The organism is Halorubrum aquaticum (genome assembly GCF_900113615.1).
In the GTDB taxonomy this organism is placed as follows: domain Archaea; phylum Halobacteriota; class Halobacteria; order Halobacteriales; family Haloferacaceae; genus Halorubrum; species Halorubrum aquaticum.
Window position 1 is genome coordinate 178992 of record NZ_FOPZ01000001.1, and the last position, 23949, is coordinate 202940.

Here is a 23949-nt window from a genome sequence, read left to right on the forward strand (position 1 = left end):
ATTCCGTTCCAACTCTCGATAGTTAGAACCCTCTGTAGCCGTAGAGTTCGACCATTGTTTCCACGCACCCTCCCTACATCACAGATCTATCATTAGCTCCCCTCGTCATCGCGTCCTGAATCGTGGTTGTCCTTCATTCTCGTTGTAGCCGAGCTGATCGTTCATCGCTCCACACGTCGTGAAGAGGTTACAGCCGTTCTTCCAACGTCTGTCGGTCGAGCTTTCCGGTGGCGTTCCGCGGGAGCGCGTCGACGAAGGTCACTTGCCGCGGATGTTTGAACGCCGCGAGCTCCGCGAGAACGTGGTCTCTCACCTCCTCGGCGGTGAGATCGGATCGAGGGTGACGTTCGACGAACGCCACCGGCTTTCTTCCCTTCCACCCGTCGGGTTTCCCGACGACGGCGGCCTCGCGGACGTCGTCGAGTTCCTCGATGACGCCCTCGACCTCCTGGGGGTAGACGTTCTCGCCACCGGTGATGATCGTGTAGTCGACCCTGTCGAGCACGTAGACGTAGCCGTCCTCGTCCACGCGGGCGTAGTCGCCGGTGTGGAACCACTCGCCGGTCCACTCCGCCTCGTGGTCGAGATAGCCCGTCAACAACGCTTCGCCGCGAACCAGCAGTTCGCCGGGTTCGTTCGTCGGGACCTCCCCGCCGGTCGATCTGTCGACGACCTTCGCCTCGATGAGCCGCCCGGAGGTCCGGCCGACGCTCGGGAGCCGCCGCGGCCCGCGTCTGTCCTCCCAGAGGCCGGCGGCGAAGGTTTCGGTCATGCCCCAGCCGTTGAGGACCGGGGCGTCGAGGAACGCCTCCGAACGCCGTATCAGGTCGGCGGACACGCCCGCCCCGCCGATGACGCCAGTGCGCACCGAGTCGGTGTCGACCGAGCGGTCCGACGCAACGGCCAGCCAGTCTTTGAACATGGCCGGGACGCCGGAGAAGACGTTCACGCCGTGGGCCTCCACGTCGTCGAGCGCCGCCACCGGGTCCCACTCCTCGCGCAGGAGCAGTTCGCCGCCCACCTTCAGGGTCGGCCCCAGGATCGTTCCGATACCCGTACAGTGGTACAGCGGCATGACCGCGAGAAAGACGCTCCCCGGTTCCATCTCGTAGGAGACCACGGAGGCGTCGCTGACGGCGATCAGGTTGGCATGCGTGTGGACCACGCCCTTCGGACGACCGGTCGTTCCGCTCGTATGGAGGACGAACGCCTCGCGCTCGCCCATCGTCTCGGGGACGGCGACGGCGGGACGTGTCGTGCGGACCGCGACGTCCCACCGTCCGACGTCGTCCGGGGCGTCGTCGGTGCGAACGCCGAAGACGGCGACGTCGGTGGCGTCGCTCTCGTCGAGCGCGTCGTTGACCACCGGTAGCGTCGCCTCACTCGCGATCGCGGCGCTCGGCTCGACCTGATCTATCAGTGACACGACTTCTCGCCGCTGGAAACGGGTGTTCACGGGGACGACGACCGCCCGCCGGGCGAGCGACCCGAGTGTGGACGTAACGAAGTGGTAGGTGTTCGGGAGCATCACCACGACGGCATCACCGGCGTCGACCCCGGCATCGCCGAGGACGGTGGCCGCCGAGCGGGCGTCCTCGAGCAGTTCCGCGTAGGTCCACGTTACATCACCCTCGCGGACGGCGACCCGATCGGGAAACGCGCGTTCGTTCGATGCCAGATAGTCGAGGTAGTTCATTGGCGACGTCGTCCACGGGATCCGATGACAGGCGGACCGGTGTCACATCGAGACAAAAGGGTTACGGTGGATCGATCGAGGACTCGGCCGCGGATGGCCGGGGACCGCCGCGTCGACGCCGCCGGTAGTTATATCCAGAAAACGTTGATACTGGTTCGCATGGAACTCACCGACGAGGAGCGCTTCATCAGACGACACGTGCGCGAGTTCGGCCGCGAGGAGATCGAACCGGTTGCGGTCGAGCACGAACGCGAGGGCCGCTACCCCTGGGACGTGATCGAGACCGCCGCCGAGGCGGACCTGCTCGCCCCCCGACTCGACGAGTCGGTCGGTGGTGCGGAGCTCGACGTCGTGGCCTCGTTACTGGTCAACGAGGAACTCCACCGGGCTGACCCGGGTATCGCCGAGTCGGTTACGTCGACGACGTTCGGTTGTGAACCGCTCGTCGAGTACGGCCGCGACGAACACGTCGAGGAGTGGGTTCGACCCGCCACCCGAGGCGAGGCGGTCACGGGGGTCGCGATGACCGAACCCGAAGCGGGTTCCGACTTCGCCACCATCCGGACGACGGCCGAGCGCGACGGCGACGAGTACCTGCTGAACGGCGACAAAGTGTTCATCAGCAACGGCAGCGTCGCCGACGCGCTCGTCGTGTACGCGCGCACGAGCGAACCGGAGGAACTCCATCGCGGTATCTCGGCCTTCGTCGTCCCGACGGACCGGGAGGGCGTCGACCGGACGTCGATGGACGGGTATCTCGGACCGGCCCCGACCGACGTCGCTCAAGTCTTCCTGAACGACGTACGCGTGCCCGTCGAGGACCGCCTCGGGGAGGAAGGCGACGGCTTCTATCAGGCGATGGCCTTCCTCGACGAGGCCCGTCTGGAGGTGGCGGCGGCGTCGATCGGCGCCGCCCGCGGCGCGATGGACCTGCTCCGCGAGTACGTCACGGAGCGGGAGGCGTTCGGGGACGCCGTCGCCGAGAAGCAGGCCGTTCGCCACCGGGTGGCGGACTTGGAGACGCGACTGGACGCCGGTCGGGCGCTCGTCTACGAGGTCGGGCGTGACCTCGAGCGCGAAGGGGAGGTCGACTCCGACCGGTCGGCGAAGGCGAAGCTGCTCGCAACCACGCTTCTGGAGGACGTCGCGAGCGAGGCCGTCCAACTACACGGCGGGTACGGCGTCTTCGACGAGTACCGCGTCGAGACGTTCTTCCGCTTCTCGAAGGTCCCACAGATATACGAGGGAACCAACGAGATACTGCGAGAGGTGATCGCGGAGGGGGCGCTATGACGATGAACGTCGGAATCAACGTCAGCGACATCGATCACGACCTGACGCTCGACCTCGCCCGTCGCGCCGAACGGGCCGAACTCGAGACCGTTTTGCTCGGCGAGACCTGGGGCTGGGAGGCGTTCACGTTGCTCGGAGAACTCGCACAGGTGACCGAGACCGTCACGCTCGGAACGGGCATCGTCCCGGTCTACTCGCGATCACCCGCGTTGCTGGGACAGGCCGCCGCGACGGCCGCTCGTGCTACGGACGGCCGGTTCCTCCTCGGGATCGGCGTCAGCGGTCCCGCCGTCATCGAGAACTGGCACGGCGTCGGGTTCGACCGTCCCGTCGGCCGGACGGCGGAGACCGTTCGGATCGTAAAGCGGGTCCTTTCCGGCGAGGTCGTGGACCACGACGGTACGGACTTCGACCTCTCGGGCTTCCGGCTCAGGGTGGACCCGCCGGGCGACGTCCCCGTCTACGTCGGCGCGCTCGGGGAGACGAACGTTCGGATGGCCGGCGCCGAGGCCGACGGTTGGATGCCCGTGTTCATGCCCGAGGGGCGGTTCGAGGAGCTCTACGAGGAGTTCCGCGACAGTGCGGAGGGACGGGGACGCGACCCGGACGAGCTGGCCGTCGTCCCGAACACCGTCGCGGCGGTGGCGGAGGACGGGCAAGCCGCTCGCGACATGGTTCGACACCACATCGCGTTCTACGTCGGCACGATGGGGTCGTTCTACCACCGGATGCTCTCGGAAGCCGGATACGACGACGAGGCCGACGCGATCCGAGACGCCTGGCGAAACGAGGGCTCGGAGGCCGCGACCGAGCGAGTCCCCGACGCGGTCGTCGACGCGGCGGCCGTCGCCGGCACGCCCGAACGAGCGGCCGAGCGTCTGGCGGCCTACGAGGACCTCGGCGTCGACGGGCTCTCGCTGTACTTCCCGCGGCGTGCGGACGCGGACCTCATGCGCGAGACGGTCGACCACCTCGGATCGCTCACGGAGTGAGCCGGATCGGCCGACTCCGCGGGCTCACCCCTCAACAGGAGCAGTAGTACTCGCGGTCGATGAACTCCGTCTCGAACAGCTTCGCGGCCGGGCCCGGGTCGGACGGGCGGTAGACGCCGGTCGTGAGGGTGCCCTCGCGCTCGAAGGAGCCGGAGACGAGCCGCCGCCAGTCGTCGCCCGAAAGCAGGTCCCAGAAGGCGTCGTCGCCGGCGAGAAGCGAGAGGTAGTCGCGCAGGTACACCCACCGGGTCGTCTCGGTCGGGTCCACCCTGCTCGACTCGTACTCCGCGTCGGTGACGGAGGCGTACGCGGCCATCGGGAGGTTCGCGCCGGCCGCGACCGGCAGCGAGATCCACTTCCACGGCCGAGTGTTGACGTCGAGCAGCAGGAACTCCTCGCGCTCGTCGTCGTAGACGAACTCCGCCTCGCTGATCCCGTGGTAGCCGGCGTCGTCGAGCACGGCGAGCGCGCGCTCCTCGATCGCGGGCTCGTCCGCCGTCTCGACGAGACAGGAGGTCCCGAACTGCAGCGGGTACCGAACCGCGGCGTTGCCGACGACCGCGAGCGCGTCGTCGACGCCGGAGGGCGGGACGTACGACGCCAGCGAGTGGTCCCTCCCGGTTGCGACGTCGACGCGTTTCTGCGCCATCACCTCGACGCCCTCCGCGGCCGCGGCGGCGACGACCTCCTCGAACTCCTCGCGGTCGGCGACGGTCAGCACGTTCGTGCCGAACGCCTCCTCGAACTCGCGTTTGCGGGCGGGTTTCACCACGAGCGGGAAGCCGAGCGCGTCGGCCGCCGCATCGAGGGCGTCCTCGTCGATCCCGCCGGTATCGCCGGCGTCTCCGTCGGCTCCGCCCCCGAGACGATGCGTCTCCGGGTAGGGGATCCCGAGGTCCTCGCAGGTCGCGTACAGCCGCGACTTGTTCAACACGTCGTCTATCGTGTCGATCCCCGAGTAGGGGAGCCGGACCCCGTCGGGGTCGGCCTCGGCGTACGCGAGCGCCCACTCGTCCATACAGCCGAACGCGACCGCCTCGGTGCCGGCGGCGTCGACTATCGCCTCCACGTCCTCGCGGAAGCCATCGAGGTCCTCGAGCGGGTAGGTGACCGCGCCGGCGAAGTCGACGGCCTCGGACGGGGGCGCGAGCCCGTCGTGGGTGACCGGCTCCGTTCCGTCGCCGGCCGCACGGTCGAGCGCGATCACGGGCACGCCGTGGGCGTCGAGCGCGCGGGCGACGCCGAGCCCGGTGACGTGTGCGTTGCTGACGAGCGCTGGCGGCCGGTCGAACGACGCGTCCGCGAGCGCGTCGATCAGCCCCTCGGTCGAGCGGAAGCGGTCTGCCATACGGCTCCTCGCGCGTCCGGATACAAAGGCACACCAGTACCGGTCCGACGTGCCCCCATCGGTGACGACCGGCAGCCGTCACGCCGCCGACGCGGCCCTTTTGAGGACGCGGACCGAATCCGGGACATGCGCGAGAGCGACCGCGAGGGCGACGCGAACGAGCGTGGCATGGACGAGCACGGCACCGGCGAACGCGACGCCGGGACCGGAGGCGACCTTCCGGGCCGCGTCCGCCGGGCGTTCCGGGACCACGGCTCGTTCGAACCGGCCGGCGACGGCGTCTGGACCGCGACGACGACCGCCTTCGACGCCGAGGTCGAGGCCGAACCCGCCTCCGAGGACGGTCGGATCCGCTTTTCGGTCACGGTCCACGTCCCGCCGCTGTCGGCCGTGACCGTCGACGACGTGGCGGACGTGGTCGAGACGGGGTGGTACGAGACCTTCGAGCGCCGCGTGGTCGACGTCGGCGGTCTCACCCGCGGGAACCACGCGTTCGACCCGCGGGTCGAACGGGACGACCGGGAGATCGTCGTGCGGTTCGAGCTGACCGACATCAACGAGCGCCGCGGCGTCGACGACGCGGGCGCGCTGGTCGACTTCGTCGAGGGGACCTACGTCCAGGGCGTGATCCCCGGGTACGAGTACACGGAGCCCGTCGAGGGGATCATCTCGTCGGCCAGACGGCAGGGCGGCGGATCCGAGGGCTTCTGACCCGTGAGGGGACGGTCGGCGGGACGAACCGGGACTCGACACGCGGCGATAGGGGCAAAAGCCGGGGGGCCGTAGTGCGGGTATGATCGCGCTCTTCGGATTCGCGAGCCTCGTCGCGCTCGTCGCATTCCACACGCTCGTGGCCGGCGTGACGACCCGATTCTTCAGGCTGCGGCTGGCCACCTCGTGGGGATGGGTGGTGTACACGGTCGTGTTGACGCCGATGCTGCTTTTCGTCTCGACGCTGTTCTTCACCGGCATCGGGGTCGGCGCGGGCGTCGACCTCGTGAGCCCGACGATCGTCGTCTCGGCGCTCGTCGCCCTTCCGATCGTCCTCGGCGTCGCGATCGACTACCTCTACGTGCCGCCGCCCGACGAGTACGAGCTCCCCGACACGCGGTGAAACGACCCCCCTGACACGCGGTGAGGTCCTCCACACCGCCGCGTGAACGCGTCGAGGTCCGCTTCCGCGTGGGAGTCGTGGTCCGTTTCGCGAGGATATCGTGGGTCCGTCCACGGGGGTGTCATGGAGTCAGATACCGCTACTCAGCGTCCGCGAGGAGGGACGCGACGACCTCCTCGACGCGGGCGATCACGTCCTCGGGGGCCTGCGTGGCGTCGACTCGGACGAACCGGCCGGGCTCGGCGTCGATCAGCCGCTCGTAGTTCGCTCGGACCTCGGCGAGGTAGCCGTCCCGCTCGAACTTGTCCGTGCGGCCCGCGCGCTCGGCGGCGGTGGCCGCGTCGAGGTCGAGGTAGATCGTCGCGTCCGGCGGACGCGAGAAGGCGCTGTGGATCCCGCGAACGTACTCCATCGGTCGGGCGATCTCGAGGTCGCTCTCGGCGAGCGTCGCGGCCTGATAGGCGAACCGCGAGTCGGAATACCGGTCCGAGACCACGAGGTTCCCCTCGGCGAGCGCGGGCCGAACCGTCCCCGAGAGGTGGTCGGCGTGGTCGGCGGTGTACAAGAAGAGCTCGGCGAGGGGATCGGCGTCCGCGTCCCCCATCGAGCGGTACACCGCGTCGCCGTACCAGCTGTCGGTCGGCTCGCGGGTGAAGACGGCGTCCGGTTGGACGTCCTGTAACGCCTCCCACACGGTCGTCTTCCCGCTCCCGTCCAGTCCCTCGAGCGTGATCAGCATGAGTCGCGCTCCGACCCGCCGGGAGAATAAACCGTCGGGATCCGGTCGATCGACCGCCGGGAACACACCTTTTATTTCCCCGTCCTCGGTAGGACCACGCACGCGCATCGCGGAGCACGCGCGACCGACCGGCGTTCGACCCGAGCCCCGTGACGCTCGATCCGAGCGCCGTCACGGCCGCGTGTGCCGCGATCGATCCCACAATGAGCTTCGAAGTTCCCGACGAGCTACGATACCTGGAATCGCACGAGTGGACCACCGTCGACGACGAGAGCGTTCGCGTCGGCATCTCCGACTTCGCACAGGACGAGCTCGGCGACGTGGTCTTCGTCGAACTGCCCGACGCCGGCGACGAGATCGCCGCCGGCGAGGAGTTCGGCGTGGTCGAGTCGATCAAGGCGGTCTCGGACGTGTATTCGCCCGTCTCCGGCGAGGTCCTCGCCGTCAACGAGGAGCTCTTCGACCGACCCGAGCTCGTCAACGAGGACCCCTACGGCGACGGCTGGATGATCGAGATCGCCCCGAGCGACGGCGTCGGATACGAGGAGCTGCTCGACGCCGACGAGTACGACGCCCAGATCGCCTGAGACATCGTCCCGACACACCGAACCGACACCACATGACGAGACACCAACCCCAGCCGGAACCGACCGGACGATCCGAACCGACCGGACGATACGTATCGACCCGCCCATCCGAACCGACCGGACGATACGTATCGACCCGCCCATCCGAACCGACCGGACGAACGGAGCCGGACGAGCGCTCCCGACCGAACGCCACGGTCGACGCCGACGCGGGGCACAGATGAGCGGGAGCCCGTACGCGCCACACACCGACGCCGAGACCGCGGCGATGCTGGAGACGATCGGCGTCGACGAGGAGGCGGACCTGTTCGACATCCCGGACGACGTCGCCTTCGACGGCGAGTTCGGGATCGACGCCCGGACCGAACGCGGCATCCGCGACGAGTGCGCCCGGATCTTCGGCCGCAACGACGACGCGACCGAGTTCCTCGGCCGCGGCCACTACGGCCACTACGTACCGAGCGTGGTGGACCACCTCGCCGACCGCGCGGAGTTCCTCACGAGCTACACGCAGTACCAGCCGGAGGTCTCACAGGGGTTCCTCCAAGCGCTCTTCGAGTACCAGTCGATGCTCGTGGAACTGACGGGCCTCCCGGTCGCGAACTGCTCGATGTACGACGCCGCCACCGCGCTGGCGGAGGCCGCGACGCTCGCGGACCGCACGCGCTCGACCGACGGCGACGTCGTCCTCGTCCCCGAACACCTCCGGGAGGGGAAGCGGGCGGTCCTCGAGAACTACTGTGCGGGCGCGGACCTGACCGTCGAGTCGTACCCGATGGACGACGGGATCGCCGACGTCGACGCCCTCGCCGACCGCGTCGACGACGACGTCGTGATGGTGTACGCGGAGAACCCCACCCTCCGCGGCTGTATCGAGGAGAACCTCGCCGCGATCGGCGAGGTCGCGGCCGAGAACGACGCGCTGTTCACGCTCGGCTCGGATGTCGTCGCGCTGTCGGTCCTCGAGGAGCCGGCGAACGTCGGGGCCGACGTCGTCGTCGGCGAAGCCGGGGCGCTCGGCCTCCCGACCGCCTACGGCATGGGACTCGGGATCTTCGCCTGTCGCGAGGAGCACCTCCGACAGGTGCCCGGCCGGCTCGTCGGCGCGAGCGAGGACGCCGAGGGGGACCGGGCGTTCACGCTCACGCTCCAGACCCGCGAACAGCACATCCGCAAGGAGCGGGCGACCTCGAACATCTGTACGAACCAGGCGTGGGTCGCGCTGCGCGCGGCGATCCACGCCGCGTGGCTCGGACCGGACGGGCTCGTCGACCTCGCGAACGACTGCGTGCGCGAGGCCGCCGCGCTCGCCGACCGCGTCGACGACGTCTCGGGCGCGACCGCGCCCGTCCACGACCGCCATCACTTCCGGGAGTTCACGGTGCGGACCGACCAGCCCGCCGCCGCGGTTGCCGACGACCTCGCGAGCGTCGGGTTCCTCGTCCACGTCGTCGACGAGCACCTGCTTCAGGTGTGCGTGACCGACCTCACCGTCGGGCGGACGGACGACCTCGTCGCCGCGATCGAGGAGGTGATCTGACGTGATCCACGACCAGGCGGACTACGCGCGCGAGGACGAGCCGGTCCACGAACCCCTGCTCTCCGAGAAGGGCGAGGAGACCGTCGACGTGCGGGACGACTCGCCCCTGCCGGACGAGTTGACCCGCGAGGAACTCACGCTGCCCGCCCCCTCGGAGCCGGAGATCGCCCGCCACTACACCCGGCTCTCGCAGATGAACTGGGCGATCGACTCGGGGCCGTATCCGCTCGGGAGCTGTACGATGAAGTACAACCCGAAGTTCACCGAGGACGTCGCCGCCGACCCGAACGCGGCGGTCCACCCGGACCGACCGGACCGCTCGATCCAGGGGAACCTCGAGCTCCAGTACCGGCTTCAGGAGTTCCTCGCGGACGTCGGCGGGATGGACGCCGTTACGCTCCAGCCGCCCGCGGGCGCGGCCGGCGAGTTCACGGGCATCCTGATCGCGAAGGCGTACCACGAGCACCACGGGAACGACCGCTCGGAGGTGGTGATCCCGGCGTCCGCACACGGGACCAACTTCGCGACCGCCGCGACCGCCGGCTACGACGTGGTCGAGTTGCCCTCCGGCGAGGACGGGCGCGTCGACCTGGAGGCGCTCGAGGCCGCCGTCGGCGACGACACCGCGGCGCTCATGTTGACCAACCCGAACACGGTCGGGCTCTTCGAGCGCGACATCACCGAGATCGCCGAGATCGTCCACGACGCCGGCGGCCTGCTCTACTACGACGGGGCGAACCTCAACGCCCTGCTCGGTCGCGGTCGGCCGGGCGACATGGGGTTCGACGTGATGCACTACAACGTCCACAAGACGTTCGCGACGCCCCACGGCGGCGGCGGCCCCGGCGCGGGACCGGTGGGCGTCACGGAGGAGCTGGCCGAGTTCCTCCCGAGCCCCCGGGTCCGCGAGACGGAGGACGGAAGCGGCTACGAGCGCTTCGAGCCCGGCGGGACGATCGGGCAGGTCCACGGCTTCGAGGGCAACTGGCTCGTGTTGATCAAGACGTACGCCTACATCGCTCGCCTCGGCGACGAGGGGCTCGCGGACGCCGCGGCCAAGGCCGTGCTCAACGCGAACTACCTCGCCGAGCGGATCGACCTCGAGGTCCCCTACGGGCCGTTCCACCACGAGTTCGCGGCGACCGCCGGCGACCGCGACGCGGCCGACGTCGCGAAGCGCATGCTGGACTTCGGCGTCCACCCGCCGACGACGAAGTGGCCCGAGATGGTGCCGGAGGCGATGTTGACCGAGCCGACCGAGATCGAAGGGAAGTCGTCGCTCGACGACCTCGCGGAGGCGTTCGACCTCGCGTACGCCGACGTCGACGAGGCGCTCGAGACCGCGCCGAACCGGACCGCCGCGGCGCGGATCGATCAGGTCGGGGCCGCCCGCAACCCGCGGCTCTCCTGGCAGGCGCTCGACGGGGAGTAGGGTCGATAACGGCCCGGAGGCGACCCGGACACGTCCCGGCGGCGATCCGGCGACCGCCGACCGCTCCCGGCGATCGAGCGTGATCCTCCCGCCGGACGGGAACGGTCGCCAGTCCTTATCTCCCGCCGGACCCTACGACGACACATGATACGAGCGATCCTCGGGTTCGTCGGAGCCCTCACCGCGCTGTTCCCGGACCGCATGGTCGACGCCTTCGAGACCGTCGCGATCGAGGAGGACGGCGCCGACACCAGGCCGTGGGTCGGATCCGCGGTTCGCGCCGAGGGGGTCCTCGCGGTCGCCGTCGCGCTGCTCGGTGGTCGTACCTACGCGTGGCTGTTGAACCTCACGGGCGTCTTCGGCGTCGTCGTGTTCGCGTTCCCGGAGGCGTATCGCGAGTTCGCCGCCCGGTTCCTCTATGAACGCTCGGAGGAGGTCCGGTGGGCCGATCGGTCCACGCGGATCCTCAAAGCGATCGGAGTCGCGTACGCCCTCGCGGCGCTCCGCGAGTTCCGGCGGCGTCGCCGAGCGCGAAGCCAGTTCTGACGGCGGAAACGAGGCGTGGGAACGAGCGGTGACGACGGTCCCGGACCGCCGGTGGACTTTTCTCGTCCCGCACGTACCTCACCGACCATGCTCGTCGGCATCGTCTCCGACACGCACGACGACCTCGCCGCCGTCGAGGCGGCGGTCGACCTGTTCGAGTCGCGGGGCGTCGACGCGGTCGTCCACTGCGGCGACTTCGTCGCCCCCTTCTCCGTGACCCCCTTCGACGCCGGGTTCGACTTCTACGCGGTCCGCGGGAACAACGACGGCGAGTGGGCCGTCGAGTCCACGGTGAACTCGTTCGGGACGTACCTCGGCGAGGCGGGAACCCTCGCGTTCGACTCCGTCGACGTCGCGGTGGCTCACGGAACGAGCGGGGTCGTCGTCGACGCGCTCGTCGATTGCGGCGACTACGACTACGTCCTCCACGGCCACACCCACGGACGCGGGGTCGAGGAACGCGACGGCACCGTTCGGGTGAACCCCGGCGGACTCCCGATCCCGGTCAAGGGCGCGGACGACGACTTCCACGTGGCGACGCTCGACACGACGGAGTCGGGCGTCGCGGCCGTGACGCACCACCGGCTGGACCGCTGAGTGGGACGATCGAGCCGACGGTCGGGAGCCGGCATCCCGCGGCCCCTCCCCGAGTGGTTATGTCGCTCCGCCGGGAGCGTCGTGACATGTCCGAACCGACGGTCGTACTCGAGACGAACGGGGCGGCGCCCGCGGAGGCGACACGCACGGCGTTCCCCGAACGGGACGAGGTCCGACACGGATGAGACCGGACCGACCGCCCGTCGAGACCGACGCCGACCTCGCTCGAGCGGTCGACTCGATCGCCGACCGCTTCGACGGCCGGCTCGGCGTCTTCCTCGGCGTGCCGCGAGGACCGGACGAGTTCGACGTGCTCCACCGGCGGAACGCGGACGAGACGTTCGTCGCCGCGAGCACGATCAAGCTCCCGATACTCTACGCCCTCTATGAGACCTACGACGGGCGGCTCGACGATCTCGGGGAGCCGCGGCCGATCGCGGCGGAGAACCGCGTGGGGGGCAGCGGGGTCCTTCACCTGTTCGACGACCCGACCCCGTCGCTCGAGGACCTCGCCCGGGCGATGATCGCGATCAGCGACAACGCGGCGACCAACCAGCTGATCGACGAGCTCGGCGCGGAGCGGATCGAGGCGGCCGCGACGCGGCTCGGCATGGCGGACACCCGGCTCCGCCGGAAGCTGATGGCGACGCTCGAGGGCCACGACTTCGAACCGCTCGGCGAGCAGCCCGAAGGAGAGCCCGCGAACGCCACGACCCCGATGGACTGCGCCCGCTTCTTCGCAGACCTCGTTCACGAGGCGACGCTCTCCGCTCCGGCCTACGAGCGGCTTCGCGTGCCGCTCGACGAACAGAAGGACGCCTCGCTCTTCGCCCGCTACCTCCCGTACGGGACCCCCATCGCACACAAGACCGGCGGCCTCCCGACGGCGGCGCTCGACGCCGGCGTCCTCGACCCGCCCGACGCCGACCCGTCGCCGCTCGCGTTCGCCGCGTTCGCGACGGAGGCCGAGAACGGCGGCGACGCGAGCGATGTAGTCGCGGCGGTCGGCGAGGCGGCGTTCGAACGGATCGCTTCGCGGTGAGCGGCACGGGCACGTCCCGTCCGACGCGCTCCCGTCGAGACCTCACTCGATCGGCCAGTGCGCCCGATGGTGGTCGATCGCCTCGTCCAGCCACTCGTCGACGAGTTCCGTCGGCTCGTCGAGCCATCCCATCGGGTCGTCGTGGCCGTATCCCTCCAGGTCGACGAGCCGGTCGAGGACGCCCTCGAGGACGCCGAGGGTGGCGAACGAGAGGTGCGAGGGCTGGTAGCCGCCCTCCTGGATCAGCGCCAGCCGGTCGTCCGCGACCTCCCTCGAGAGGTCGCGGACGCGGGACCCGAGCGTTCGGAACCCGCCGCGGGTGACGAGGTTGCGGCCGTTCGGATCGACGGTGCCCGCGTCCTGTCCGGCGCTCACGAGGACGAGGTCCGGGTCGTACGACCGGACGATCGGCTCCACAACCTCGTCGAACAATCGCTCGTATCCGCGGTCGCCGGTTCCGGGCGGGAGCGGGACGTTCACGGTGTACCCCGTCCCGTCGCCCTCGCCGTCCTCCTCGAGTGACCCCTCCTGCGGGTGGTACTCGGACCACGAGCCGTGGTCGTGGTGCGCGCTCACGAGGAGGACGTCGTCGCGGTCGTAAAAGGCCTCCTGGGTCCCGTTGCCGTGGTGGACGTCCCAGTCGACGATCGCGACCCGGTCCGCGCCCGACGCGAGCGCGTCCTCGGCGGCGACGGCCGCGTTGTTGAGAAAGCAGAACCCGTCCGCCTGCGTCGGCTGCGCGTGGTGGCCGCTCGGGCGGCAGAGCGCGTACGGGACTCCCGGCCGCCCCGACAGCGCGTGGTCGGCGGCGGCGACCGCGGCCCCGGCCGCGACCCGCGCCGCGTCGTACGTCGCCTCGTTCGCGCCGGTGGTGGTCCGGCCGATCCGGCCGCCGCCGTCGGCACAGAACCCCTCCAGCCAGTCCACGTACTCGGCGTCGTGAACGCGCTCGATGGTTTCCCTGCTCGCTCGCTCGGGCTCGACGAAGCGGCTCTCCTCCGGGAAGCCGTGTTCCACCGTCGCGACGACGTTCTCCACGCGTTCGCGGCGGTCCGGATGCGTCTCGTCGGCGGCGACGATCGGCGTCGACGGGTGCTTGAACGCGCCCGCCGGCTGTTCGTGATCCAGCATGCGGTCGTGCCAGTAGACCGTGAGGTCGGCGTCGCTCCCGCCGTCCGTCGTCGGCTCGTCGGTCATCGTCCCCTCCGTCCGTGAACCGGACCCTTCACGTTCGATTCGGCCGGATCCGACGCCGTTCGGTCCCTCCTCGCTCCGGCGGTCGTCCGTCCGGACGACCCGCGTGTCGTGTGTCGCATGCCCTCGCTTTCGCGGCGGGTGTGAAAAATCCCGGCGTCGGATCGACGTTCGGCTTTCCCGGCATTCCGTGCCGGTTCGCTCACCCGCTCGACCAGATCGTACACAACAACCGTGTACTACGGGTACGAAAATGAGCAACATTTATGTAATACCGATTCAACAACCGGACTGTGCTATCACGTATCACGGCAGTCGGCCGTCGGGGGGAATCGGACGACGACCGTCGCGTGCGCTCGGCTTCGAGCCGGTCCGACGGGGGTGATCCGGCGTGAGCGACCCGGAGGAGGCGGAGAGCCCGATCACGAGGTTCCGCGAGGAGATCGACCCGGTCGTCTTCGCGTTCGGCGCCCTGATCACCCTGGGCGTGATCGTCGCGTTCTTCATCAGTCCGTCCGCCGTCGAGGACGGCATCTCGTCGCTGAACGACCAGCTTCTCGGCGCGTTCAACTGGGCGATGATGCTGATCGTGTTCCTGATCGTGTTGTTCCTCCTCTTCCTGATCGTGGGGCCGTGGGGTGGAATCAAGCTCGGCGACGAGCCGCCGGAGTACAGCTTCCTGTCCTTCTTCGCGATGTTGTACTCGGCGGGCTTCGCGGCCGGCGTCGTGTTCTGGGGGCCGACCGAGGCGCTGTTCTACTACGACAACCCCTCGCCGCTCTTCAGTACCGTCGAGGGAGGATCGGCCGAGGCGATGACGGTCGCCGTCCAGCAGACGCTGTTCCACTGGGCGCTGCCGCAACTCGCGGTGTTCACGATAATGGGCATCGCGATCGGGTACTTCGCGTACAACTACGAGAGCGTCCCGCTGCGCGTCTCCTCGGCGCTCACGCCGATCCTCGGCGCCGACAACCTCGACGGTCCGCTCGCGAAGGTCATCGACGTCCTCGCCGTCTTCGCCACGATCGGCGGCGTCGCCACGTCGCTCGGCTTCATCGGGAGCCAGTTCGTCACCGGGCTCGACTACCAGTGGGGGATCGACATGGGCGATCTCGGCATCCTCCTCGTCGTCACCATGATGACCCTGCTGTTCACGACCTCCATGGTGCTCGGGGTCGACAGGGGGATCCGTCGGCTCTCGAACTTCAACATGGTCCTCTTCGTCGCGCTGATGTTGGTGACGTTCGTCGTGGGGCCGACGCTGTTCCTCCTGCTTCTCGGCACCCAGGCGTTCGGCGGGATGATCTCCGATTTCGTCTCGATGAGCCTCTTCACCGGTGCCGGCCCGATGGGGACGGGCGACGCGAGCGCGACCGGCTGGATCAACGCGTGGACGGTGTTCTACTGGGCGTGGGCGCTGTCGTGGTCGCCGTTCGCCGGGCTGTTCATCGCGCGGATCTCCAAGGGACGGACCGTCCGCGAGGTCGCGTTCACGGGGATCGTCGCGACCTCCGCGGCCACCATCCCGTGGTTCACCTTCGTCGGCGGCACCGCGGTCTGGGCACAGCACAACGGCATCGCCGACTTCGGCGCGGTGATCGCGGGCGAGGCCGGTCCGGAGGTGTCCGGGTTCATCCTCTTCGAGGCGCTGAACTTCACGTTGAACCTCGGAGGAACGTCGATGACGATCCCGATCGGGTCCGTGCTGATCTACGCGTTCATGATCCTCGTGACGACGTTCTTCGTCACCTCGGCGGACTCCTCGACGCTCGCCGTCTCGATGATGACGACCGGTGGTAAGGCGGAGCCGTCGAACATCAACCGGATCTTCTGGGGCGTCGTCCTCGGGATGACCGCGGCGATCCTGATGATCCTCGGCGGCACCGGCAGCGCGAACACGCTCCAGCAGGCGGCGATCATCACCGGCACGCCGTTCGCCTTCGTCTGTTTCCTCGCGATGCTGGCGCTGATCAAGGACTTCGGCGAGAACTACGACCAGGTGCTCTTCCAAAACGAGACCGTGCTGTACGGGTCGGAGGACGACTCCGGGTCGCGAACCGGGTCGCCGGTCGAGTCCGACGACGACTGAACGGCTGACGGTCGAACCGATCGACCGGATCGGCTGACGGTCGAATCGGCTGACGACCGAACCGATCGACGACGACTCGGTCGGTCGGATTCGGTTCCGGTTCACACTCCTTCTCGCCCGCTCACGTCCTCGCTCCCGCCCGCTCGCGTGTCGGGAGAAGGTTTTAATGGACACTATACACACTTACTGTGTATGGACAGGGACACCGCGGAGCCGGACACCGGCGGGTTGCCGGGACCGAACGCCGAGAAGTGGGTCGAACACTACGGCGAGCACGCCGCGCCCAGCGAGTACTCCCACGAGTTCGTCTGGGACGTCACTCGGGAGGCGGACGGCCCGTTCGTCACCGACGTCGACGGCAACGTCCTCATGGACTTCACGTGCCACATCGGGGCCGCGCCGCTCGGCTACAACAACGAGAAGGTGCTCGGCACGCTCCGGGAGTTCGACCTCGTCGAGCCGATGAAGATCGCGGGACAGGACATGTACTTCGGCTCCGGACCGGATCCCGACGACGCGCCGTTCCCGGGCTCGACACAGCTGATGGAGAAGCTCACGGAGGTCTCCTCGACGTTCGGGTTGGACACCGTCTTCCTCTCGAACTCCGGGGCGGAGGCCATCGAGAACGCGATGAAGGTCGCACACGACCACAAGCCGGCCGCGAAGTACGGCTTTGCGTTCGGCGGGAGCTTCCACGGCCGCACCCTCGGAACCCTCTCTCTCACCAACTCAAAGGACGTGTACACCCGCCACTATCCGGAGATAGCCGGGATCGAGACGGTCCCGTTCTGTGCGGACCGCGAGTGTACCCCCGAGACGTGCGACTGCGGCTTCTTCGCCGGCGGCGGCTCGCAGCTGCGGAACGCGCTCGCGCCGGAGGGTGGCCACGTCGATCCCGCGGAGGTCGCCTTCGTGGTCCTCGAACCGATCCAGGGCGTCGGCGGCTACCGCTTCCCGAGCGAGCCGTTCATGGCGGAGGTCGGCGCGGTCACCGACGAGTACGATATCCCGCTGATCGTCGACGAGATCCAGTCGGGGGTCGGGCGCACCGGGGAGTTCTGGGCGTCGGAGCACTACGACGTCGAGCCCGACGTGATCGGCGCCGCGAAGGCGCTCCGCGTCGGCGCGACGGTCGGTCGTTCCGAGCTGTTCCCGTCGGAGAAGAACCGGCTCGGCTCCACGTTCGGTGGCGGCGACCTCCTCGCGTCGATGATGGGCGCGCTCACGATAGAGGCGATCGAGGAGCACGACCTGCTCGCGAACGCGAAAACGCGCGGCCGGCAGGCGAAGGAGTTGCTCGCGGACGACGCGGGCGACCACGTCGTCGACGTGCGCGGGAAGGGCCTCATGCTCGCCGTCGAGTTCGACACGCCCGACCGCCGCGACGACGTGGTCGCCGAGGCGTTGGAACGCGGCCTGCTCACGCTCGGCTGCGGCAAGAAGACGATCCGGCTCCTCCCCCCGCTCGACTCGACGGAACGCGAGATCGACCTCGGGGTCTCGATCTTCCTCGACGCGGTGTCGGCCGCGGGACCGACGCCGACGACCGCCTGATTCGGGGCGCGCTCGCCACGATCGGTCTCGATCACTCCACGTCGCCGACGCCGAGGACCGCCCCCGTCAACACCTCGACGCCGATCCGCAGGCTGCGCTCGTCGACGTCGAACGTCGGCGTGTGGTGGGCGGTCGGGTGGTCGGTCCCGACGATCAGGTACGTCGCGAGCCCGCCCGCCTCCTGGACGCGCTCCATCAGGAACGTCGCGTCCTCGCTCGCGCCGAAGTCAGCGGTCGGCACCACCTCCGTGACGCCGTCGACTCCGCGGGCGACGTTCGCGACGTGCTCGACGAGTTCGGGGTCGCTGTCCGCCCGCGGCGACTCGCTGACGACGTCGAACTCGAGTTCACAGCCGTGCGACACCGCCGCCCCGCGGAACGCCCGCTCCAGCCGAGACTTCGCGTACTCCTTCAACGCGGTGGTCTCACCGCGGGCCTCGGCCTCGACGCGCGCGTGTTCCGCTATCACGTTGCTCGCGCTCCCGGCCTCCGCGTACCCGACGTTCACCCGGGTCATCCCGTCGCTGTGTCTGGGGATCCCGTAGGCGTTCGAGATGGCGGTGCCGAGCGCCTGCATCGCGTTGTCCCCCTCCTCGGGAGCCTTCCCCGCGTGCGCCGAGGTCCCTCGGAACGACGCGTCGACGTGCGCCATCGCGAGGGGCCGTTCGATCCCGGCGACGACCCGGCCGGTCGGGTGGTCGAGCCCGACGTGGACCGCGAAGAGGTGGTCGATCCCCTCGATGAAGCGGCTCTCGGCCATCGGGTGACCGCCGCCGCTTATCTCCTCGGCGGGCTGGAAGAAGGCGACGAACCGCCCCTCGAAGTCGCTCTCCTTCACCGCCTCGAGCGTCGCGAGCCCCCAGGTCATGTGCGCGTCGTGCCCGCACGCGTGCACCGTCCCGTCGGTCTCCGACCGGAACCCCTCGCGGGCCGGCTCGTGGTCGTCGTCGGTCGACTCCTCGATGAACAGGCCGTCGATGTCGACCCGGAGGCCGACGGTCGGGCCCTCGCCGCGGTCGAGAACGGCGACGCAGCCGGTGACGCCGCCCGCGGTCCGCTCGAGCACGTCCTCGCGAGCGCCGCGCTCGCGGGCCCGCTCGACCCACTCGTCGTGGGCGTCGTCCTCCAGTACGGCCATCCGGTCGTCGGGGTCGTACGCCTCCCTCCCGACCGCGAGTTCGTCGACGCCGATCCCCTCTATCTCCTCGACCAGTCGGCTCGTCGTGTAGTACTCGCGCCAGCCGGGCTCCGGATGGCGGTGGAACCCCCGACGCAACTCCACGAGCCGGTCCGCGATCGGGCGTGTCATGTGAGCCCGTGGCGCCCGGACGCACTTAAGCGTACACGATGATCGTGTACGATAGCTACAGGAACTACAAAAAAGGTAAGTAGCGTACCGTCGAATCCGCGGACGTCACCGCCGCACGGCGGCGGATCCACCATGAGCGACCAGCCAGATATCGTCGTCCTCCGCGAGGGGACCGAGGGACTGTCGATGGGATCGTACGCCGAGACGCTCCGCGAGCGTCTGCCCGACCACGAGGTCGCGCTCGCGCGGACGCCGGCCGAGGAGCGCGACCTCGTCCCGCGGGCCCGGGTCGTCACCGGGATCACGGTCGAGAGGTCACGGATCGCCGACGCGGACCGCCTAGAGCTGTTCGCGTGCACCTTCGCCGGCACCGACCACGTGCCCGTGGAGGCGCTCACGGACCGGGGCGTGGCCGTCACCAACGCCGGCGGGATCCACGCGCCGGGCATCGCGGAGCAGTCGATCGCCAACATGCTCGTCTTCGCCCGCCGGCTCCACGAGGGGTGGCGCCGCAAGTCGAACGCGGAGTGGCGGCACTTCCAGTCGTACGAGTTCGCGGACAGCACCGTCACCGTGATCGGGCTCGGCTCCATCGGCCAGCACGTCGTCGAACGCCTCGAGGGGTTCGGCGTGGGCACGATCGGCGTCCGGTACACCCCCTCGAAGGGCGGCCCCACCGACGAGGTCGTCGGCTTCGAGACGGACGCGATCCACGACGCCCTCTCCCGCAGCGACTACGTCGTTCTCGCGTGTCCGCTCAACGACCTCACGCGCGGGCTGATCGGTGAGGAGGAGCTCGCGACGCTGCCGCCGCACGCCGTCGTCGTCAACGCAGCCCGCGGCGGGATCGTCGACACCGACGCCCTGGTGTCCGCGCTCCGGTCAAGCGGGCTCCGCGGGGCCGCCCTCGACGTGACCGACCCCGAGCCGCTCCCGGCGGACCACCCGCTGTGGGACCTCGAGAACTGCCTGATCACCCCTCACACCGGCGGTCACACGCCGAAGCACTGGGACCGCCTCGCCGACATCGTCGCCGACAACGTGGCCGCGCTCGACTCCGGCGGCGACCCCGCCGACCTCCGGAACCTCGTGGCTGCCCCAGACGACGGGAACTGACCGTTCCGGTCCTCGAAGGGAGTTTCCGATCAACCACCCGTCTTTAATACCTCAGCGAGCGTATATGTTTTCGGTGTATAATCAATGGTAACCGACCGGTCAACCGCGGGGGACGCCGTCGACGCCGTCGTCGAGGACACGACGGACGACTCGCTCACGGGAGAGGAACCGATGGATTCGGAGGCGACGAGCGGGATCGGCGAGGCGGGGACGACGGAGCCGGAGACGGCCGCGACGACCGCCGACGCGACGACGGGTACCGGGCTCGAACCCAACGTCGCGGGCGCGCTCAGCTACCTGCTCGGTCCGATCACCGGCGTGTTGTTCTACGTCCTAGAACCCGAGGACGCCTTCGTCCGGTTCCACGCCGTCCAGAGCACGCTCGTCTTCGGCGGGCTGTTCGTCGCCTCGCTGGTCCTGTCCGTCGTCCTCACGCTGGTGTCGTTCGTCCCCGGCGTCGGCTGGATCGCGGCGGCGGTGCTGGGGATCGGGAGCCTGGTCCTCACGCCGGTCGCGTTCCTCGCGTGGGCGTTCCTGATGTACGAGGCGTACCAGGGCGACGAGTACGTGGTGCCGCTCGTGGGCTCGTACGCCCGGCGATACGCGACCGTCGACGAGTGAGCCGGTCGACCCGACTCCGAGCCCGATCCCTTCTCACGCCGTGAACAGCCGGCGTGGGAAGTCGGCGAGCGTCTCCGCACCCGTCGAGGTGACCCGGAACGTCTCGCTGAGTTCGACGCCGAACTCGTCCTCCCACAGCCCCGGGATCATGTGGAAGGTCATCCCCTCCTCCATGACGGTCTCGTCGCCGGGGCGGATGCTGGCGGTGTGTTCGCCCCAGTCCGGCGGGTAGCCGAGCCCCATCGAGTAGCCGATCCGGTCCTCCTTTTCGACGCCGTACTGCGCGATCGTCTCGCGCCACTCCCGCTCGACGCGCTCGCAGGTGACGCCCGGCTCGACGACGTCGAGCGCGGCCTCGATCCCCTCGACGACGACGTCGGCCGTCTCCTGAATGGCGTCCGGCGGGTCGCCCACGAACGTCGTCCGCGCGAGCGGCGAGTGGTAGCGGTGGCGACACCCCGACAGCTCGATGAGGACGGGGTCGCCCTCCTCGAACTCGCGGTCGGTCCAGGTGAGATGCGGCGTGCCCGTGTGGTCGCCGGAGGGCATGAGCGGGACGATCGCGGGGTAGTCGCCGCCGTACTCGTCGGTGCCTCGGATCAGGCGGTCGTAGATCGCGGCGGCGGCCTCGTACTCGGGGACGCCCGCCTCGATGGCGTTGAGCCCCGCGAGCATCGCCTCCTCGGAGATGCGGGCGGCCTCCTCCATGTACTCGATCTCGCGGTCGGACTTCTTTATGCGGAGCCAGTTGACGAGCAAGTCGGCGTCGACGAACTCCGCCTTCGGCAGCTGTGACTGGAGCCGGGTGTACGACTTCGCCGTGAAGTAGGAGGCGTCCATCTCGAGGCCGATCCGGCCGCCGTCGACCTCCAGGTCCTCGAGCACGTCGGCGACGAAGTCCATGGGATGGAGATCGTACGGGGAGTGGACGTGGTCGTCGCTGTAGGCCCGCATGTTCTCCTCGGCGAGCCACGTCGTGGCGCGCGCGCCGTTACGGTCCATGTCGCGGCCGACCCAGACCGGCTCGGGGTACTCGCGCGCCACGACGACGGCCTGGTGGACGTAGAAGGACCAGCCGTCGTAGCCCGCGAGGTAGTTCATGTTCGCCGGGTCCGCGACCACGATGGCGTCGAGGTCGCGCTCGTGAAGCCGCTCTTTGGTGCGTTCGACCCGCGATTCGTACTCCGACCGTGGGAAGACATCGTGTGGCATGGTCCGGACTCTACGGACGTGTCTCTCGCCCGAGTGTAAAATATTTCGTGTATCAAAACTACGGAAACCGTTTACGACGTGGCGGGAGGAATACTTATACGAGTTCGCTTGTCAGGACGGGGCATGACGGTAACCGTCGTTTCCACGGGCGGTACGATCGCTTCGACACCGGACTCCGGTGGAGACGCGAGCCCACAGCTCACCGGGGAAGACCTCGTCTCCGCCGTTCCCGAACTCGCGGACGTCGCGGAGATCGACACGGAGGAGTTCTCCAACGTCCCGAGCGCGCACTTCACGATCGAGCAGATGGGAGCGCTCGCGCGGTTCCTCACGGAGCTCGACGACGACCCGGACGTCGACGGGATCGTCGTCACGCAGGGGACGGACGTCCTCGAGGAGTCGGCGTACTTCGTCGATCTCTGTTATCGCGGCGAGACGCCGGTCGTCTTCACGGGAGCGATGCGGAACCCGTCGCTTCCGAGCGCGGACGGCCCCGCGAACCTCCTCGCGAGCGTGAGAGCGGCGACGGACGAGCACGCGTCCGGACGCGTGCTCGTCGCGTTCAACGACCGTGTTCACGCCGCTCGAGAGGTGACGAAGACGAACTCGATGAACCTCGACACGTTCAGGTCGCCGGAGTTCGGCCCGCTCGGCGTCATCGACGAGTCGCGAGTCACGTGGCGTCGGACGCCCGAGTCGCCCGACCCGGACCTCGCCGTCGAGTACGACGACCTCACGAACGACGTGTACGCGGCGTTCGTGACCGCGGACGTGGCTCCGGAACACCTCGCTCCAGCCCGCGAGAGCGACGCGCTCTGTCTCGCGACGACGGGGGCCGGCCACATCCCTCCGAAGATCGTCCCCGAGTTGGAATCGGTCGTCGAGAACGGCGTTCCGATCGTCGCGACCACGCGGTGTCCCGAGGGTCGCCTCGCGCGGGACACGTACGGGTTTCGTGGAAGCGAACGGACCCTCCAGGAACTCGGGTGTTACTACGGCGATCTGAACCTCCAGAAGACGCGTATTCGGACGATCGTCGGGCTCGCGGCCGGGCGTCTCGACGACGTCTTCGAACGGCCAGGGGAATGAGACCTCGAATCAGACGCTATACGCACCTTCACTCACACGTCTCCCGTATCGGAAACGGATCGGCTAGTTGGACCCGTTGAACTCCCGTTTCAAGGACCTGTCCGCCCGAAACAATTGGTCGTTGAAACCGGCGAACTGAACGGGATCCCGTCCGTCGTCACTCTGTCCGATACATCGAACCGTACTCCATATCGGACAGGTCTCTGGTTCGAGAGACAGTTGTGCGGTTCAGTCGAACCCCGTAGCCACGGGGATGCCGGGAACCGCCGGGATCCGCACGTTACTCGATCTCGATCGTGGTTCGCTCGCCCGAGGACCGAGACGAGCGGTCGTGATCCGTCGTGAGGTCTTCCAACACCAGTTCGAAGTTACGCTTGTTGGCCTTCCAGACGATGTCGAAGACGTCACCGACGACCGGGATCGTTCCCACGGCCACATCCAAGGAGACGTTCGCGATCATTCTGAGCAGCGTCGTGTAGGACACACCGAGACGGGCCGCCTCAACCACGATGTACAGCGAGACACCGCCGCTGAGTACGTCTCCTGCCCCCGGGAGGATCCCGAGCAGTGGATCGATACCGATACGATAGTCCATTCCCGGAACGCGAATGCCCTCATCGAGAACGTACGCCACGACCTGCATACGCTTGACCGCCGCTCGGTCAACCGATCTCGGGAGGTGCTCTATCCTCTCGTTGAACTCGGTCAGAAACTCGCTTTTCTGCTCTCCCGTCATAGGTCACGTATGGCCCCCTGCCGGATAACTCCGATGTCGGTGTAGTCGGTCGTGAGGACGCACGGGACGCTGTCGCTGTACTGAGCTATCCGGTTCGAACGTA

The 23949-nt window shown here is 68.7% G+C and carries 22 protein-coding genes; 15 read left to right on the plus strand and 7 right to left on the minus strand.

The window, feature by feature from the left end; translation table 11 throughout:
- Positions 1-187: 187 nt before the first annotated feature.
- Positions 188-1696: a class I adenylate-forming enzyme family protein gene (locus tag F3H10_RS00880; RefSeq protein WP_149782972.1), complete on the minus strand. Its 1509-nt coding sequence runs from the start codon at positions 1694-1696 to the stop codon at positions 188-190.
- Between the two features lie 159 nt (positions 1697-1855).
- Here F3H10_RS00880 and F3H10_RS00885 point away from each other — a divergent pair, with 159 nt between their 5' ends.
- Positions 1856-2989 carry an acyl-CoA dehydrogenase family protein gene (locus F3H10_RS00885; RefSeq protein WP_188127834.1) on the plus strand — a complete coding sequence of 378 codons (1134 nt, stop codon included), beginning with the start codon at positions 1856-1858 and terminating at the stop codon, positions 2987-2989.
- Complete coding sequence (locus tag F3H10_RS00890) at positions 2986-3981, plus strand: LLM class flavin-dependent oxidoreductase (RefSeq protein ID WP_149782974.1); 996 nt, start codon at positions 2986-2988, stop codon at positions 3979-3981. The genes F3H10_RS00885 and F3H10_RS00890 overlap by 4 nt, the downstream gene beginning before the upstream one ends.
- A gap of 31 nt (positions 3982-4012) precedes the next feature.
- Here F3H10_RS00890 and F3H10_RS00895 read toward each other — a convergent pair whose 3' ends face one another.
- Complete coding sequence (locus tag F3H10_RS00895; RefSeq protein WP_149782975.1) at positions 4013-5329, minus strand: carboxylate--amine ligase; 1317 nt, start codon at positions 5327-5329, stop codon at positions 4013-4015.
- Between the two features lie 126 nt (positions 5330-5455).
- On the opposite strand from F3H10_RS00895, the gene F3H10_RS00900 reads away from it, so the two are divergent.
- Together F3H10_RS00900 and F3H10_RS00905 are read left to right on the plus strand one after the other, a co-directional pair.
- Entirely contained in the window at positions 5456-6040 is a 585-nt protein-coding gene (locus F3H10_RS00900; RefSeq protein WP_394349698.1) for a DUF5813 family protein, read from the plus strand.
- 82 nt (positions 6041-6122) lie between these two features.
- The gene (locus F3H10_RS00905; RefSeq protein WP_149782976.1) at positions 6123-6443 is read left to right on the plus strand and encodes a hypothetical protein; all 321 of its coding nucleotides are present in this window, start codon (positions 6123-6125) and stop codon (positions 6441-6443) included.
- Positions 6444-6582: 139 nt separating this feature from the next.
- Here the strand turns inward: F3H10_RS00905 and tmk are convergent, their stop codons facing one another.
- Positions 6583-7182 (minus strand): dTMP kinase, encoded by a 600-nt coding sequence (tmk, locus tag F3H10_RS00910; protein ID WP_149782977.1) that lies wholly within the window; start codon positions 7180-7182, stop codon positions 6583-6585.
- Between the two features lie 203 nt (positions 7183-7385).
- Here tmk and gcvH point away from each other — a divergent pair, with 203 nt between their 5' ends.
- From gcvH to F3H10_RS00940, 6 genes are all read left to right on the plus strand, one after another.
- Positions 7386-7769: a glycine cleavage system protein GcvH gene (gene gcvH, locus F3H10_RS00915; protein ID WP_149783175.1), complete on the plus strand. Its 384-nt coding sequence runs from the start codon at positions 7386-7388 to the stop codon at positions 7767-7769.
- A 220-nt stretch (positions 7770-7989) separates the two neighbouring features.
- Positions 7990-9309, plus strand: a complete 1320-nt coding sequence (gene gcvPA / locus F3H10_RS00920) for an aminomethyl-transferring glycine dehydrogenase subunit GcvPA (RefSeq protein WP_149782978.1) — start codon at positions 7990-7992, stop codon at positions 9307-9309.
- Position 9310: 1 nt separating this feature from the next.
- Positions 9311-10741, plus strand: a complete 1431-nt coding sequence (gcvPB, locus tag F3H10_RS00925) for an aminomethyl-transferring glycine dehydrogenase subunit GcvPB (protein ID WP_149782979.1) — start codon at positions 9311-9313, stop codon at positions 10739-10741.
- Between the two features lie 144 nt (positions 10742-10885).
- A complete protein-coding gene (locus tag F3H10_RS00930) occupies positions 10886-11287 on the plus strand; it encodes a hypothetical protein (protein WP_149782980.1) in 402 nt (133 codons plus the stop codon).
- Between the two features lie 87 nt (positions 11288-11374).
- Positions 11375-11884: a metallophosphoesterase gene (locus F3H10_RS00935; protein ID WP_149782981.1), complete on the plus strand. Its 510-nt coding sequence runs from the start codon at positions 11375-11377 to the stop codon at positions 11882-11884.
- Between the two features lie 181 nt (positions 11885-12065).
- Positions 12066-12926, plus strand: coding sequence for a serine hydrolase (locus F3H10_RS00940; protein WP_149782982.1), 861 nt, complete (start codon positions 12066-12068; stop codon positions 12924-12926).
- A gap of 42 nt (positions 12927-12968) precedes the next feature.
- On the opposite strand, the gene F3H10_RS00945 is transcribed toward F3H10_RS00940, so the two are convergent.
- Positions 12969-14123 carry an arginase family protein gene (locus tag F3H10_RS00945; protein WP_223174155.1) on the minus strand — a complete coding sequence of 385 codons (1155 nt, stop codon included), beginning with the start codon at positions 14121-14123 and terminating at the stop codon, positions 12969-12971.
- Positions 14124-14511: 388 nt separating this feature from the next.
- Between F3H10_RS00945 and F3H10_RS00950 the strand changes: the two genes are divergently transcribed.
- On the plus strand, positions 14512-16209 hold the full coding sequence (locus tag F3H10_RS00950) for a BCCT family transporter (RefSeq protein WP_149782983.1): 1698 nt from the start codon (positions 14512-14514) through the stop codon (positions 16207-16209).
- A 192-nt stretch (positions 16210-16401) separates the two neighbouring features.
- Positions 16402-17763 carry an aminotransferase class III-fold pyridoxal phosphate-dependent enzyme gene (locus F3H10_RS00955; protein WP_149782984.1) on the plus strand — a complete coding sequence of 454 codons (1362 nt, stop codon included), beginning with the start codon at positions 16402-16404 and terminating at the stop codon, positions 17761-17763.
- A gap of 31 nt (positions 17764-17794) precedes the next feature.
- Here F3H10_RS00955 and F3H10_RS00960 read toward each other — a convergent pair whose 3' ends face one another.
- On the minus strand, positions 17795-19072 hold the full coding sequence (locus F3H10_RS00960; protein WP_149782985.1) for an amidohydrolase: 1278 nt from the start codon (positions 19070-19072) through the stop codon (positions 17795-17797).
- A gap of 132 nt (positions 19073-19204) precedes the next feature.
- Here F3H10_RS00960 and F3H10_RS00965 point away from each other — a divergent pair, with 132 nt between their 5' ends.
- Both F3H10_RS00965 and F3H10_RS00970 read left to right on the plus strand, forming a co-directional pair.
- Positions 19205-20188, plus strand: a complete 984-nt coding sequence (locus F3H10_RS00965) for a D-2-hydroxyacid dehydrogenase (RefSeq protein WP_149782986.1) — start codon at positions 19205-19207, stop codon at positions 20186-20188.
- An 84-nt stretch (positions 20189-20272) separates the two neighbouring features.
- A complete protein-coding gene (locus F3H10_RS00970; protein ID WP_223174156.1) occupies positions 20273-20809 on the plus strand; it encodes a DUF4870 domain-containing protein in 537 nt (178 codons plus the stop codon).
- Between the two features lie 33 nt (positions 20810-20842).
- Here F3H10_RS00970 and F3H10_RS00975 read toward each other — a convergent pair whose 3' ends face one another.
- Positions 20843-22021 carry a M24 family metallopeptidase gene (locus F3H10_RS00975; protein ID WP_149782987.1) on the minus strand — a complete coding sequence of 393 codons (1179 nt, stop codon included), beginning with the start codon at positions 22019-22021 and terminating at the stop codon, positions 20843-20845.
- Positions 22022-22144: 123 nt separating this feature from the next.
- Between F3H10_RS00975 and F3H10_RS00980 the strand changes: the two genes are divergently transcribed.
- A complete protein-coding gene (locus F3H10_RS00980; protein WP_149782988.1) occupies positions 22145-23110 on the plus strand; it encodes an asparaginase in 966 nt (321 codons plus the stop codon).
- 280 nt (positions 23111-23390) lie between these two features.
- Here F3H10_RS00980 and F3H10_RS00985 read toward each other — a convergent pair whose 3' ends face one another.
- Positions 23391-23846, minus strand: a complete 456-nt coding sequence (locus F3H10_RS00985; RefSeq protein WP_149782989.1) for a DUF4112 domain-containing protein — start codon at positions 23844-23846, stop codon at positions 23391-23393.
- Between the last annotated feature and the right edge of the window lie 103 nt (positions 23847-23949).

Excerpts from the sequence above, each read along its gene's own strand:
- F3H10_RS00955 (WP_149782984.1), top strand. The coding sequence starts at position 16,402 with ATGGACAGGGACACCGCGGAGCCGGACACCGGCGGGTTGCCGGGACCG.
- F3H10_RS00945 (WP_223174155.1), bottom strand. The coding sequence starts at position 14,123 with ATGACCGACGAGCCGACGACGGACGGCGGGAGCGACGCCGACCTCACG.
- F3H10_RS00985 (WP_149782989.1), bottom strand. The coding sequence starts at position 23,846 with ATGACGGGAGAGCAGAAAAGCGAGTTTCTGACCGAGTTCAACGAGAGG.
- F3H10_RS00880 (WP_149782972.1), bottom strand. The coding sequence starts at position 1,696 with ATGAACTACCTCGACTATCTGGCATCGAACGAACGCGCGTTTCCCGAT.
- F3H10_RS00970 (WP_223174156.1), top strand. The coding sequence starts at position 20,273 with ATGGTAACCGACCGGTCAACCGCGGGGGACGCCGTCGACGCCGTCGTC.
- F3H10_RS00890 (WP_149782974.1), top strand. The coding sequence starts at position 2,986 with ATGACGATGAACGTCGGAATCAACGTCAGCGACATCGATCACGACCTG.
- F3H10_RS00895 (WP_149782975.1), bottom strand. The coding sequence starts at position 5,329 with ATGGCAGACCGCTTCCGCTCGACCGAGGGGCTGATCGACGCGCTCGCG.
- F3H10_RS00930 (WP_149782980.1), top strand. The coding sequence starts at position 10,886 with ATGATACGAGCGATCCTCGGGTTCGTCGGAGCCCTCACCGCGCTGTTC.
- F3H10_RS00900 (WP_394349698.1), top strand. The coding sequence starts at position 5,456 with ATGCGCGAGAGCGACCGCGAGGGCGACGCGAACGAGCGTGGCATGGAC.
- F3H10_RS00885 (WP_188127834.1), top strand. The coding sequence starts at position 1,856 with ATGGAACTCACCGACGAGGAGCGCTTCATCAGACGACACGTGCGCGAG.
- F3H10_RS00940 (WP_149782982.1), top strand. The coding sequence starts at position 12,066 with ATGAGACCGGACCGACCGCCCGTCGAGACCGACGCCGACCTCGCTCGA.
- F3H10_RS00980 (WP_149782988.1), top strand. The coding sequence starts at position 22,145 with ATGACGGTAACCGTCGTTTCCACGGGCGGTACGATCGCTTCGACACCG.
- F3H10_RS00965 (WP_149782986.1), top strand. The coding sequence starts at position 19,205 with ATGAGCGACCAGCCAGATATCGTCGTCCTCCGCGAGGGGACCGAGGGA.
- gcvPA (WP_149782978.1), top strand. The coding sequence starts at position 7,990 with ATGAGCGGGAGCCCGTACGCGCCACACACCGACGCCGAGACCGCGGCG.
- F3H10_RS00935 (WP_149782981.1), top strand. The coding sequence starts at position 11,375 with ATGCTCGTCGGCATCGTCTCCGACACGCACGACGACCTCGCCGCCGTC.
- F3H10_RS00960 (WP_149782985.1), bottom strand. The coding sequence starts at position 19,072 with ATGACACGCCCGATCGCGGACCGGCTCGTGGAGTTGCGTCGGGGGTTC.
- tmk (WP_149782977.1), bottom strand. The coding sequence starts at position 7,182 with ATGCTGATCACGCTCGAGGGACTGGACGGGAGCGGGAAGACGACCGTG.
- gcvH (WP_149783175.1), top strand. The coding sequence starts at position 7,386 with ATGAGCTTCGAAGTTCCCGACGAGCTACGATACCTGGAATCGCACGAG.
- F3H10_RS00975 (WP_149782987.1), bottom strand. The coding sequence starts at position 22,021 with ATGCCACACGATGTCTTCCCACGGTCGGAGTACGAATCGCGGGTCGAA.
- F3H10_RS00905 (WP_149782976.1), top strand. The coding sequence starts at position 6,123 with ATGATCGCGCTCTTCGGATTCGCGAGCCTCGTCGCGCTCGTCGCATTC.